Origin of the sequence: Microcella flavibacter, from assembly GCF_012530535.1 — a bacterium.
Taxonomy (GTDB): domain Bacteria; phylum Actinomycetota; class Actinomycetes; order Actinomycetales; family Microbacteriaceae; genus Microcella; species Microcella flavibacter.
Genome location: NZ_CP051299.1, coordinates 483,784 through 496,197 on the forward strand (window position 1 = coordinate 483,784; position 12,414 = coordinate 496,197).

At 73.8% G+C, this 12,414-nt stretch carries 12 protein-coding genes and 1 tRNA gene; 11 read left to right on the plus strand and 2 right to left on the minus strand.

What is annotated here, in order from left to right; all coding sequences use genetic code 11:
• The first annotated feature begins 15 nt into the window (after positions 1 to 15).
• The 6 genes from topA (at position 16) to HGB54_RS02295 (ending at position 7,535) form a co-directional block, all read left to right on the plus strand.
• A complete protein-coding gene (gene topA / locus HGB54_RS02270; RefSeq protein ID WP_168915018.1) occupies positions 16 to 2,955 on the plus strand; it encodes a type I DNA topoisomerase in 2,940 nt (979 codons plus the stop codon).
• A gap of 5 nt (positions 2,956 to 2,960) precedes the next feature.
• Entirely contained in the window at positions 2,961 to 3,593 is a 633-nt protein-coding gene (gene tmk / locus HGB54_RS02275; protein WP_168915019.1) for a dTMP kinase, read from the plus strand.
• Entirely contained in the window at positions 3,590 to 4,744 is a 1,155-nt protein-coding gene (locus tag HGB54_RS02280; protein ID WP_168915020.1) for a DNA polymerase III subunit delta', read from the plus strand. Before tmk ends, HGB54_RS02280 begins: the two co-directional genes overlap by 4 nt.
• Complete coding sequence (locus HGB54_RS02285) at positions 4,741 to 6,360, plus strand: alpha/beta hydrolase (RefSeq protein WP_228545896.1); 1,620 nt, start codon at positions 4,741 to 4,743, stop codon at positions 6,358 to 6,360. The genes HGB54_RS02280 and HGB54_RS02285 overlap by 4 nt, the downstream gene beginning before the upstream one ends.
• 72 nt (positions 6,361 to 6,432) lie before the next feature.
• Positions 6,433 to 6,508, plus strand: a tRNA-Thr gene (locus HGB54_RS02290).
• A 52-nt stretch (positions 6,509 to 6,560) separates the two neighbouring features.
• The gene (locus HGB54_RS02295) at positions 6,561 to 7,535 is read left to right on the plus strand and encodes a DMT family transporter (protein ID WP_228545897.1); all 975 of its coding nucleotides are present in this window, start codon (positions 6,561 to 6,563) and stop codon (positions 7,533 to 7,535) included.
• On the opposite strand, the gene msuE is transcribed toward HGB54_RS02295, so the two are convergent.
• Positions 7,532 to 8,128: an FMN reductase gene (msuE, locus tag HGB54_RS02300; RefSeq protein ID WP_168915021.1), complete on the minus strand. Its 597-nt coding sequence runs from the start codon at positions 8,126 to 8,128 to the stop codon at positions 7,532 to 7,534. The genes HGB54_RS02295 and msuE overlap by 4 nt on opposite strands.
• Positions 8,129 to 8,230: 102 nt before the next feature.
• Positions 8,231 to 8,647 carry a peptide-methionine (R)-S-oxide reductase MsrB gene (msrB, locus tag HGB54_RS02305; protein WP_168915022.1) on the minus strand — a complete coding sequence of 139 codons (417 nt, stop codon included), beginning with the start codon at positions 8,645 to 8,647 and terminating at the stop codon, positions 8,231 to 8,233.
• A gap of 56 nt (positions 8,648 to 8,703) precedes the next feature.
• Between msrB and HGB54_RS02310 the strand changes: the two genes are divergently transcribed.
• From HGB54_RS02310 to HGB54_RS02330, 5 genes are all read left to right on the plus strand, one after another.
• A complete protein-coding gene (locus HGB54_RS02310; RefSeq protein WP_168915023.1) occupies positions 8,704 to 9,171 on the plus strand; it encodes a GNAT family N-acetyltransferase in 468 nt (155 codons plus the stop codon).
• 72 nt (positions 9,172 to 9,243) lie between these two features.
• Complete coding sequence (locus HGB54_RS02315; RefSeq protein ID WP_168915024.1) at positions 9,244 to 10,230, plus strand: DUF2332 domain-containing protein; 987 nt, start codon at positions 9,244 to 9,246, stop codon at positions 10,228 to 10,230.
• Positions 10,231 to 10,278: 48 nt separating this feature from the next.
• Positions 10,279 to 10,584: a DUF3263 domain-containing protein gene (locus HGB54_RS02320; protein ID WP_168915025.1), complete on the plus strand. Its 306-nt coding sequence runs from the start codon at positions 10,279 to 10,281 to the stop codon at positions 10,582 to 10,584.
• Between the two features lie 43 nt (positions 10,585 to 10,627).
• Positions 10,628 to 11,197 (plus strand): LytR C-terminal domain-containing protein, encoded by a 570-nt coding sequence (locus HGB54_RS02325; protein WP_168915026.1) that lies wholly within the window; start codon positions 10,628 to 10,630, stop codon positions 11,195 to 11,197.
• A gap of 79 nt (positions 11,198 to 11,276) precedes the next feature.
• Entirely contained in the window at positions 11,277 to 12,377 is a 1,101-nt protein-coding gene (locus tag HGB54_RS02330; protein WP_168915027.1) for a DUF3048 domain-containing protein, read from the plus strand.
• Positions 12,378 to 12,414 lie beyond the last annotated feature (37 nt).

A 12,414-nucleotide genomic window follows, 5' to 3' on the forward strand; every position in this document is an offset into this window, starting at 1 on the left:
AGATCGAGGAGTACCGTGCCGAGCACGAAGAAGCTGGTCATCGTCGAGTCGCCCGCGAAGGCGAAGACGATCGGCAAGTACCTGGGCGACGGGTACGAGGTGCAGGCCTCCGTCGGGCACATCCGCGACCTCGTCGAGCCCAAGAACCTCCCCGCCGAGCTGAAGAAGGGCCCGCTCGGCAAGTTCTCGATCGACGTCGACAACGGCTTCGAGCCCTACTACGTCGTCTCCGAGGAGAAGAAGCGCACCGTCGCCGAACTCAAGCGCGCGCTCAAGAACGCCGACGAGCTCTTCCTCGCGACGGATGAGGACCGCGAGGGCGAAGCCATCGCCTGGCACCTCCTGCAGGTGCTGAAGCCGACCGTGCCGGTGAAGCGCATGGTGTTCCACGAGATCACGCCCGAGGCGATCGCCCGGGCCACCGAGTCGACCCGCGAGCTCGACACCGCCCTCGTCGACGCGCAGGAGACCCGGCGCATCCTCGACCGCCTCTACGGCTACGAGGTCAGCCCCGTGCTCTGGCGCAAGGTCGGCCCCGGCCTCAGCGCCGGTCGCGTGCAGTCCGCCGCCACCCGGCTGGTCGTCGACCGCGAGCGCGAGCGCCTCGCCTTCGTCTCGGCCTCCTACTGGGATCTCGACACCACCCTCACCCCGCTCGACGCCGACACCGCCTTCACCGCGCGCCTCAACCGGCTCGACGGCCGCAAGATCGCGAGCGGACGCGACTTCGACGATCGCGGGCAGCTGAAGGCCGAGGCCACCGTCGCGCTCGACGAGTCGGGGGCGACCTCGCTCGCCGAGGCGCTGCGCGACCCCGCCATCGACGTCGTCGTGCGCAAGGTCGAGTCGAAGCCGTACACGCGCCGGCCCGCCGCGCCGTTCACGACCTCGACGCTGCAGCAGGAGGCCGCGCGCAAGCTGCGCTTCACCGCCCGCCAGACGATGTCGGTCGCGCAGTCGCTGTACGAGAACGGCTACATCACCTACATGCGCACCGACTCGTCCTCGCTCTCGCAGCAGGCCGTTGCCGCAGCGCGCTCGCAGGCGGCCGACCTCTACGGCGCCGACACCGTTCCGGAGAAGCCCCGCACCTACGCGAGCAAGTCGAAGAACGCGCAGGAGGCCCACGAGGCCGTCCGCCCCGCCGGCGACGTGTTCCGCACGCCGAGCGCGCTCGAGGGCACGCTGCGCGGCAACGACTGGAAGCTCTACGACCTGATCTGGAAGCGCACGATCGCGAGCCAGATGGCGGATGCCCGGGGCCAGACCGCCTCGGTCACCATCGAGGCCGGACCCACCCCCTCGAGCGCCACCCCGGCCGGGGTCGTCGCCGAGTTCGCGGCGAGCGGCACCGTCATCACCTTCCGCGGCTTCCTCGCCGCCTACGAGGAGGGCCAGGACGAGGATCGCGACGCCGAGAAGACCGCCGAGCCCGCCGAGTCGAAGCTGCCGCCGCTCACCGAGGGCCAGAAGCTCGGCGTGACCGCCGTCGAGGCGAAGGGCCACGAGACCAGCCCGCCCTCGCGCTACACCGAGGCGAGCCTCGTCAAGGCGCTCGAGGAGCGCGGCATCGGCCGACCCTCCACGTACGCCGCGATCATCTCGACCATCGTCGACCGCGGCTACGTCACCCCTCGCGGCACCGCGCTCGTCCCCAACTGGATCGCCTTCTCGGTCGTGCGCCTGCTCGAGGAGTACTTCGCCGATCTCGTCGAGTACGACTTCACCGCCGAGATGGAATCGGACCTCGACCGCATCGCCGGGGGAGAGGCCGACCGCACCGACTGGCTGAAGGGCTTCTACTTCGGCGACGCCACCCAGCCGGGCCTGCGGCCCGTCATCGACAACCTCGGCGAGATCGACGCGAAGGCCCTCAACTCGATGGCCATCACCGACGCCATCACCCTGCGCATCGGCAAGTACGGCCCCTACCTCGAGGTCGCCGAGGAGGGCAGCGAGACCCCGCGGCGCGTGAACCTGCCGCTCGAGCTCGCCCCCGACGAGCTCACCCCCGCCAAGGCGCAGGAGCTCATCGACGCCCCCGTCATCGGCGACCGCGTGCTCGGTCTGAACCCCGCGACCGGCAAGCAGGTCGTCGCGAAGGACGGCCGCTTCGGTCCGTACGTCACCGAGGTCGACCCCGAGCCGGAGGAGGCGGTCGACGCCGCCACCGGCGAGGTGCTCGAGACGGCTCCGGCCGACGCGTCGAGCGGGACGACGACCGCGACCGCCACCGCGAAGAAGGCCCCGGCCCGGAAGGCGCCCGCCAAGAAGGCGGCCGCGGAGAAGCCGCGCACGGCATCCCTCTTCAAGAGCATGGACCCGGCGACCGTCGACCTCGCGACCGCGCTCAAGCTGCTCGACCTGCCGCGCACCGTCGGCGTCGACCCCGAGAGCGGCGAGCCGATCACGGCCCAGAACGGCCGCTACGGCGCGTACCTGAAGAAGGGCACCGACACCCGCTCGCTCGACGGGGAGGACCAGATCTTCGTGATCGACCTCGCCGGAGCGCTCGCCAAGTTCGCCGAGCCCAAGTACGGCGCTCGCAAGGCCTCGAGCGCGCTCAAGGAGTTCGACGCCGACCCCGAGAGCGGCAAGCCGATCAAGGTGAAGGACGGCCGCTTCGGCCCCTACGTCACCGACGGCACGACGAACGCCACCATCCCTCGCGGGGAGGACGTCGAGTCGGTCGACTTCGAGCGCGCCGTGCAGCTGCTCGCCGACAAGCGTGCGAAGGGACCGGCCAAGAAGCCGGCCGCTCGCAAGCCCGCAGCGAAGAAGCCCGCCGCCAAGAAGCCGGCGGCCAAGAAGCCAGCCGCAGCGAAGACCGCGGCGGCGAAGACCACGGCAGCGAAGGCGACGACGACGGCCGCGAAGAAGCCGGCGGCCACGAAGCCGGCCGCCGCGAAGAAGCCGTCGGCGCGCACGACGGCCGCGACGAAGCCCGCGGAGTAGGCCGCGTGACCGGCCTCTTCCTCACCCTCGAGGGCGGCGACGGCTCGGGCAAGAGCACCCAGTCGGCGCTGCTCACGGAATGGCTCGGCGAGCAGGGCCGCACGGTCGTGCACGCGCGCGAGCCCGGCGGCACCGAGCTCGGGCTCGAGCTGCGCGAGATCATCCTGCACCGTCGCGGGTACATCGCCCCGCGCGCCGAGGCGCTGCTCTACGCCGCCGACCGGGCGCACAACGTGGCGACCGTCGTGCGGCCGGCGATCGAGCGCGGCGACATCGTCATCCAGGATCGCTACCTCGACTCCTCCGTCGCCTACCAGGGGGCCGGCCGCGTGCTGTCGACCGCCGAGGTTCGCGAGCTCTCGCTCTGGGCGACCGAGGGGCTGCTGCCGCACCTGACCGTGCTGCTCGACCTCGATGCGGCCACCGGCCGCGCGCGACTCGATGCGAGCCGCACCCGGTACGACCGGCTCGAGGCGGAGGCCGAGGCGTTCCACACCCGGGTGCGCGACGCGTACCGCGAGCTGGCCGCCGCCGAGCCCGAGCGGTTTCTCGTGCTCGACGCGACCCGGCCGGTCGAGGAGCTGCAGCGGAGCATCCGGGAGCGCGTGTCGGCCCTGCTCGCTAGCCTCGCCGCATGACCGCGTGGGATGAGCTGACGGGGCAGGACGCCGCGATCGCGCTGCTGCGCGAGGCCGCCGCCGATCCGGGCGCGATGACGCACTCGTGGCTCATCACGGGCCCGCCCGGCTCGGGCCGCTCGAACCTCGCCTACGCCTTCGCGACCGAGCTGCTGAGCGGTCTCGGCGGGGAGGACGCCGTGACGGCCGCGCAGGTCGCCGCGCGCACGCACCCCGACCTCGCCGTGCTCGCCACCGATCGGGTCATCATCTCGATCGACGAGGTGCGCCACCTCGTGCAGCAGAGCCAGTACTCGCCGAGCGTCGCCCCGTACCGCGTCATCGTCATCGAGGACGCCGATCGCATGACCGAGCGCACCTCGAACGTGCTGCTGAAGGCGCTGGAGGAGCCGCCGCCCCGCACGGTCTGGGTGCTCTGCGCGCCCAACGCGGCCGACCTCATCCCGACCATCCGCTCGCGCACCCGCAGCGTGCGCCTGCGCGTGCCGAGCGTCGCCGAGGTCGCCGATCTCCTCGTCCGCCGCGACGGCGTCGACCGCGCGCTCGCCGAGCAGGCTGCGCGCGAGTCGCAGAGCCACATCGGCATGGCGCACCGGCTGGCCACCGACGCGGATGCTCGCGAGCGCCGCGCGCGCACCCTCGACATCGCGCTCTCGGTCGCCTCGGTCTCGGGCGCCGTGACGGCGGCCGAGCAGCTCGTCTCGCTCGCCACGGCGGACGCCAAGGCCTTCACCGCCGAGCGCGAGGCCGAGGAGCGCGACGCGGCCCTGCGCTCCCTCGGCGTGGAGCCCGGCGGCACCGTGCCGCCCGCCCTGCGCAGCACCCTCAAGAACCTCGAGGAGGACCAGAAGCGCCGGGCGACCCGCTCGGTGCGAGACGGCATCGACCGCGTGCTCGTCGACCTGCTCTCCCTGCACCGCGACGTGCTCATGGTGCAGCTCGGCGCGGGCGTCGAGCTGGTCAACGAGGCGATGCGCGCGCGCATCGAGCAGGCGGCGGCCGAGCGCACCCCCGCGCTCTCGCTCGCCGCGCTCGACGCGATCTCCCAGGCCCGGCGGCGGGTCGAGGGCAACACGCCCCCGGCGCTCGCGCTCGAGGCGATGCTCATCGCGGCGAGCGGTCGGGTGCCGTCGCTAGGCTCCGCGGTGTGAGCATCCCGGCCGCCCCGCACCCCGCCCGCCGCGCATCTCGAGGCCGCCGCGCATCCCGAAGCCGTCGCGCATCCCGAGGCCGTCGCCGCACCGCGGGCCTCCTCGCCGCCCTGCTGGTGCCGGTGCTCGTGCTCACCGGCTGCGTGCCGGGCCTGCTCGACGGCATCACGGGCGCCGAGTCCTCCACGCCCACGGGCGAGGAGGTGCCCGAGAACGTGCGCCCCTACTTCAGCCAGGTGCTGCGCTGGGAGCGCTGCGGCGGGGGAGCCCAGTGCGCCACGGCCGTCGCGCCGCTCGACTGGGACAACCCGGGCGACGGCTCCGACATCGAGCTCGCCCTCGTGCGGCACCCCGCCACGGAGGAGGCGCAGGGCTCGCTCTTCGTGAACCCCGGCGGGCCGGGCGCCTCGGGCTTCGACTTCGTGCGCGACAGCGTCGATGCGGCCGTGAGCGCCGAGCTGCGCGCGCAGTACGACGTCATCGGCTGGGACCCCCGCGGCGTCGGGCGCTCGAGCGCCGTCACCTGCTACACCGACCCGGCGCAGATGGACGAGTTCGTCTACGGCGTTCCCGAGGCGGAGGCGGGCACCCCGGAGTGGGTCGACGAGCTCACCGCGAGCGCCGTCGACTTCGCCGAGGCCTGCGCCGAGAACAGCGGGCCGCTGCTCGAGTTCGTCGACACCGACTCCACCGTGCGCGACCTCGACCTGCTGCGCTCGATCGTCGGGGACGAGACGCTCACCTACTTCGGCTACTCCTACGGCACCGAGATCGGGGCGCGGTACGCCGAGGCGTTCCCCGACCGCACCGGCCGGCTCGTGCTCGACGGCGCCACCGATCCGACGACGAGCCAGTTCGAGGTCGTGCTCGCGCAGTCCGTCGGCTTCGAGGCCGCCCTGACCACCTACATCACCGAGTGCGCCGCGGCGCGCACCTGCCCCTTCCCGACCGATACCGCGGCGGCGCTCGGCATCGTCGAGCAGCTGTACGCGCAGCTCGACGACGAGCCCATCCCCGCCGCCGACGGCCGTCAGTTCACCGGCAGCACGCTGGACATCGCGATCGCGACGGCGCTCTACGACGAGGGCTCCTGGCCGTTCCTCAGCGACATGTTCACCGAGCTGCGCGACGGCGTCGCCGACACGGGATTCCTGCTCGCCGACTTCTACTACGGCCGCGAGGACGGCGAGTACGTCGACAACTCGCTCGAGGCCTTCATCGCCATCAACTGCCTCGACTACCCGGTCGAGCGCGACCCCGCGACGATCGTGGAGCAGAACGCGGCCATCGCCGAGGCGGCGCCGGTGACGACCGATCCGAGCCCGCTGGGCGACGTCGTCTGCCAGAACTGGCCGTACGAGTCGGATGCCGCTCTCGAGCCCGTGAGCGCCGAGGGCGCCCCGCCCATCCTCGTGGTGGGCACCACGGGCGACCCGGCGACCCCCTACGAGTGGGCCGTCTCCCTGTCGGAGCAGCTCGCGAGCGGCGTGCTGCTCACCTACGACGGCGAGGGGCACATCGCCTACGACGAGGGCGATCCCTGCATCAACGATCTCGTCGACGCCTTCCTGCTCGAGGGGGCCGTGCCGGCGGGGGCCACCGTCTGCCTCGGCTGAGCGCCCCCGTCGCGAGCACCCGGTCGGCATGGGCTAGACTCCATAGCCGTGCCACGGAGCGATCCGTGCCGCGCCGCCTTAGCTCAGTCGGCAGAGCGATTCACTCGTAATGAATAGGTCGTGGGTTCGATTCCCACAGGCGGCCCCACTGATTCACTCGCCGGTGTCCGACGCCCGGTCATCGGAGGAGGACCCTGCTCGTGCCGCCCTCCGAACGCCGCTCGCGGCTGATCACCGCCTCCGCCGCCGTCGTCACCGTCATCGCGGGCGTGGGCGTCGCCGCGCAGCACCGCGTCAACGGCGAGCTCGGGCAGCGCCTCGACGACGGCTTCACGGCCGCGCTCGTCTCCTTCACGCTGGGCCTCGTGATCCTGCTGGCGGTCATGGCGGGCAGCCGGCGCGGTCGCGCGGCCTTCCGCGGCCTCGGCGGCCGGGTGCGATCGGGCGAGCTGCGCGGGTGGATGCTGCTCGGCGGCCTCGGCGGAGCCTTCATGGTGCTCAGCCAGGGCCTCGTCGCGGGCATCCTCGGGGTGGCGATCTTCACGGTGGCGACGGTGACCGGCCAGACCGCCGTGGGCCTGTGGATCGACGCCACCGGCTTCGCCGGCGCCCGCCGCGCGCCCGTGACCCTGCGGCGCATCCTCGGAGCGGCGCTCACGCTCGCCGCCGTCGTCATCGCCGTGGCCCCCGAGCTCGGCGGGGCGATCCCGGTCGCGGCGCTCGTGCTGCCGCTGCTCGCGGGGCTCGGCGTCGGCGCGCAGGCCGCGGTGAACGGGCGCGTGCGCGCGGCGACGGGCTCGCCGCTCGCGGCCACGACCCTGAACTTCGTGGTGGGGGCGACGGCGCTCGCGGTCGCGACCGCCGTGCACCTGCTCGTCTCGGGCCTGCCGGAGGCGCTGCCCGCCGAGCCGCTGCTCTACGTCGGCGGCGCGCTCGGGGCGACCTTCATCGCCATCCAGACCATCACGGTCGCCCGCATCGGGGTACTGCTGCTCGGGCTGTGCCTCGTCGCCGGGCAGCTGCTCGGCGCGCTGCTGTTCGACCTGCTCGCGCCGATCGGCGTGCCGACGACGGCCTCGACGGCGATCGGCGCCGTGCTCACCCTCGTGGGCGTCGTCGTCACCGCCCTGCCGGCCCGACGCGCGCGCGGCGCCGCCGACCCGTCCGCCGCCTAGAAGAACGCCGACCGCGGCTCGGGCGCGACCCGCGCGACGAGCGGCAGCGCCCGTGCGACGGCGGCGTCGATGCGCCGCGTGATGTCGGGGTTCGAGACGCGGTAGTCGGTGAAGTCGGCGTCGCTCGCGTAGATCGCGTTCGGCAGGGTCAGCGACTGGAAGAAGCCGAACAGCGGCCGCAGCTGGTGCTCGATCATGAGACCGTGGCGCTCGCTGCCGCCCGTCGCGGCGAGCAGCACGGGGGTGCCGAGGAGCGCGTGCTGGTCGATGAAGTCGAAGAGGTGCTTGAACAGGCCGGTGAACGAGGCCCGGTACACGGGGCTCGCGACGACGAGCAGGTCGGCCGTCTCGATGCGCCGCAGCTCCTGCTCGACCGAGCTCGGCAGCGCATCCCGTCGCACCGTCCCGGCGAGCCCGGGCCCGATGCGGTCGACCTCGACGAGGTGCGTCGTCGTGCCTCCGGCGGCGCCGAGGCGGTCGCGGGCGACGGCGTCGAGCACCGCGCTCACGAGCGCGGTCGTGCGGGAGGGGGCGTGGGTGCTGCCGGAGACGCCCACGACGGCGAGCGGTCTCTCGAGGGTCTGCGCGGTCATGCGGGCCACGGTAGGCGGCCGCGCGCGGTCGCCGTCAGCGGGCCGTCACGCGCGGCAATCCGCCGTCACAGTGCGCAACAGGCGCATCCCGAACGGTCGGGGCTACTCGCCCTTGAAGTCCAGCGAGAGCGAGTTCATGCAGTAGCGGTCGCCGGTGGGGGTGCCGAAGCCGTCGGGGAACACGTGGCCGAGGTGCGACCCGCAGCTCGCGCAGCGCACCTCGGTGCGCACCATGCCGAGCGAGGTGTCCTCGATCAGCTCGACCGCGTCGGGGCGCACCGACTCGTAGAAGCTCGGCCAGCCGCAGCCCGAGTCGAACTTGGTGCCGCTCTGGAACAGCTCGGCATTGCAGGCCGCGCAGGTGTAGACGCCCGCGCGGCTCTCGTCGAGCAGCTCGCCCGTCCAGGCGCGCTCGGTGCCGGCCTGGCGCAGCACCGCGTAGCGCTCCGGGCCGAGCTCGGCCAGCCACTCCTCCTCGGTCTTCTCGACCTCGTAGGCGCCGCTCTTCTGCTCGTTCATGGGTTCCTCCCCCTCGCCCGAAGGCGGTTGATCTCCACCCCATTAAACTCCGAACCGTGCCCGACCCTTCCCTCATCGAGAAAACCTGGAGCCGGCTGACCCTCGACGAGTTCTTCGAGATCGCCTCGCTGCGCACGGCCGTGTTCTTCCTCGAGCAGCGCATCGACGAGGAGGAGCTCGACGCCCGCGACCGCGAGGAGTCGACGCAGCACCTGTGGATCCCCGACGAGCGGGGCGTCGCAGCGTACCTGCGCGTGGTCGAGAACGCGGTGCCGGCCGAGGGCGATCGGGATGCTCGGCGCCTCATCGGCCGCGTCGTCACCCGCCCCGACCGCCGCGGCGAGGGCCTCTCCAGCACCCTCATCGCCCGCGTCATCGAGCGCTTCGGCCGCGAGCCGATGGCCCTGCACTCGCAGAGCTACGTGCAGCCCCTCTACGCGCGCTTCGGCTTCGAGCCCTACGGCGAGGAGTACCTCGAGGCGGGGCTGCCGCACCGCGCGATGTACCGGGCCGCGCGCCCCTGATCGCCGCCGCCCGGATCGTGCCCGGCCGGGCCGGGCGCGCCCGAGCCGGCCCCGCTCTGGCAGGATGCGGGCGTGACCTCGACGGCCGAGCGGTTCCGGCGCTTCGCGCGCGAGGCGGCGCCGCGCTCGCGCACCTACGCCGCGTGGGCGGCGACGATCGCCGAGGACGACGAGCTGCTCGCCCTCATCGACACCCTCCCGCTCGCCGACCGCCAGCCCGTGCTCGTGCTCACGGCGGCGCGCTTCACCGGACTCCGCCCGCAGGGCGACGTGCGCACCTGGCTCGAGGGGGAGTGGGACGCCGTCGCCGCCGTCGCCCGCGCGCGCTTCACGCAGACGAACGACCCGCGGCGCACCGCGCCCCTGCTCGCCGCGCTGCAGGTCATCGAGGGCCCCATCGCCCTGCTCGAGGTCGGCGCCGCGGCCGGCCTCGGCCTGCTCGTCGACCGGTACAGCCACGAGCTCGTCGACGACGGGGGCGGGATGCACCGCCTCGACCCGCACGACGGGCCGTCGTCGCTCGTGCTGCGCACGACCCTCGGGCCGGGCGCGCCCGTGCCGCGGCGGATGCCCGAGATCGTCTGGCGCGCGGGCCTGGAGCGCAGCCCGCTGCGCCTCGACCGCGCCGAGGACGAGCGCTGGCTTCGCACGCTGATCTGGCCCGAGGAGCGGGAGCGCGCCGCGCAGCTCGACGCGGCCATCGCGATCGCGCGGGAGCACCCGCCGCACCTCGTCCCGGGCGACGCCGTCGAGGGGCTGCGCGCGCTCGCCGCGCACGCCCCGGTCGACGCGACGCTCGTGGTGTGGAGCCCCGCGGTGCTCGTCTACCTGCCTCCGGCCGATCGCACGCGCTTCGCCGCGCTCGCCGGCGACCTCGGCGGCACGTGGATCTCGCTCGACGGGAGGCGGGTGCTGCCCGAGCTCGGCGCGCGGGCCGACGCCGTGCTGCCCCTCGACGCGGCGGCGCGCGACGACGACTTCGTGCTGAGCCGCGACGGGCATCCCCTCGCCGTCGTCTCGCCCCACGGCGACCGCATCGAGCGCTGGGTCGGCGGCTGAGCGCCGCGCCTCCGCCGCCCCGGTGGCGCGCGGCCGTACCCTGACGGGATGAGCTCCCCCTCCCGCGCGACCGCCCCGGCCTCCGCCGCGGGCGACGCGGCGGCCGAGGATCGCCTCGGTGCCGTGCTGGAGTTCGAGCGGCAGTGGTGGGGCGCGGCCGGCGGCCGCAAGGAGAGCCGGATCCGGGCGGAGTTCGGCTGGAGCGCCGCCCGCTACTATCAGGTGCTGAACGCCCTGCTCGACACCGATGCCGCGCTGCGCTACGACCCCGTCCTGGTGGGTCGGCTTCGCGAGGTGCGCGCCCAGCGCGCCGAGGTCCGCCGCACGCGGCGACCCGGCGCCGGCGCCGCCTGAGCGGCACGAGCGCACGCCGAACCCGGAAGGCCCATCCCGCACCATGGCGAAGTTCCCGCGCGATCGGTTCGACGAGGTGCCCGAGCACGACGGCCGCGTCGGAGCCCACCGAGCGCCGCGCGACCCCCTCGCGCGCTGGCGGGCCCTCGGCGTCGCGGCGCTCGCCACCGGACTGCTCGTCGTCGCGGGCGTCGGCGGCCTCGCGATCATCAGCGATCGCGTCAACCTCGACCTCCCCGTCTCGCTGCCCGGCGCGGGCGAGCCCGAGCCGGCCCCGACCGAGGCGCCCGTCGAGACCGCGCCGCCCGTGACCGATCCCGCGACCATCACGCTGCCCGAGGGCTTCTCGATCACCGTGCTCAACGGCTCGGGCATCACCGGTCTCGGTCAGCAGGCCGCCGACGTGCTCACGCCGCTCGGCTGGCCGGTCGGCGCCGTGACGAACGCCGCGCAGGACGACCTCGCGACCACCGTCGTGTACTACGACGACCCCACCGAGGAGGGCATCGCGCGCGGCCTCGTGCAGCTGCTCGGCGTCGGCGAGGTCGAGTTCTCGGACGCGTTTCCGGGGGCGCGGGTCACCGTCGCCGTCGGCGCGGACTACGCGGGCTGAGGCGCGGCCCGCGCGGATCCGATCTCGTCGACCGCCGCGTCGTCGCGGCACCGGGTGCCACCGGGGTTATCGTGACCGCATGAGCGCCCTCCGTCACGGCAGACCGACCGACCGCAGCCCGCGCGCGCGCCGCGGCGGGGCATCCCGTCGCCTGCTCGCCCTCGCGGCGCTCGCGACCGCGTCGGGGCTGCTGGCGGGATGCACGGCTCCCGCCGCGGAGCCCGTCGCCGCCGCGCAGCCCACGCCGACCCCGACGCCCGAGTACGTCTCGACGTACGTCGAGCCGGCGGCGCCCGAGCTCGCGCCACTGACGGGGGAGCTCGTGGAGCCGGGCTCGCTCGCCCGCAGCGCCCTCGCCGCGAAGATCGACAACCACCCGCTCGCGCGCCCGCAGCTCGGGCTCGACGCCGCCGACGTGGTGTTCGAGGAGCTCGTCGAGGGCGGCCTCACGCGGTACGTCGGCGTCTGGCACTCGGACGTGCCGGCCGAGATCGGCCCGATCCGCTCGATCCGGCCGATGGATCCCGACATCATCTCCCCGCTCGGCGGCATCGTCGCCTACTCCGGCGGGCAGCAGCGCTTCGTCGACCTCATGCGCGCCACGCGCGTCTACAACGCCATCCACGGGCAGGCCGATACGGACTCGGTGATGTTCCGCGGCTCGAACGCGCCCGCCCCGCACAACGTCATCGTGCGCGCGCCCGAGCTGCTCGCCCAGCACGCCGACATCGCGGCGCCCGCCCAGCAGTTCTCGTTCGCGGCCGATGCCGCCTCGGCCACCGCCGCGAAGGACGGGCAGCCGATCACCTCGATGGCGATGACCTTCGGCTCGCTCGCCACGCCGTCGTGGTCATGGGATGCCGCGAGCGCGACGTGGTTGCGCTCCATGACCGGCGGGGCGCCCGACACCGCGGCCTCGGGCGCGCGCCTCAGCGCGGTCAACGTCGTGGTGATGCGGGTGCCGGTGCAGGTCATCCAGGACATCCCGACGACGCAGATGATCGGCAGCGGCGAGGCGTGGGTCTCGTCCGGCGGCAAGATCGTGCCGGCGACCTGGTCGAAGCCCGATCAGAACACCCCGCCGCGGCTCGTCGACGCCCAGGGCGTCGCCGTGCGCCTGGCCCCCGGGACGACCTGGGTCGAGCTCGTGCCGACCGCGGGGTCGTTCAGCTTCCAGTAGCCCGGCGGCTCCCTCCCGTCGGCTTGCACTCTCCCTG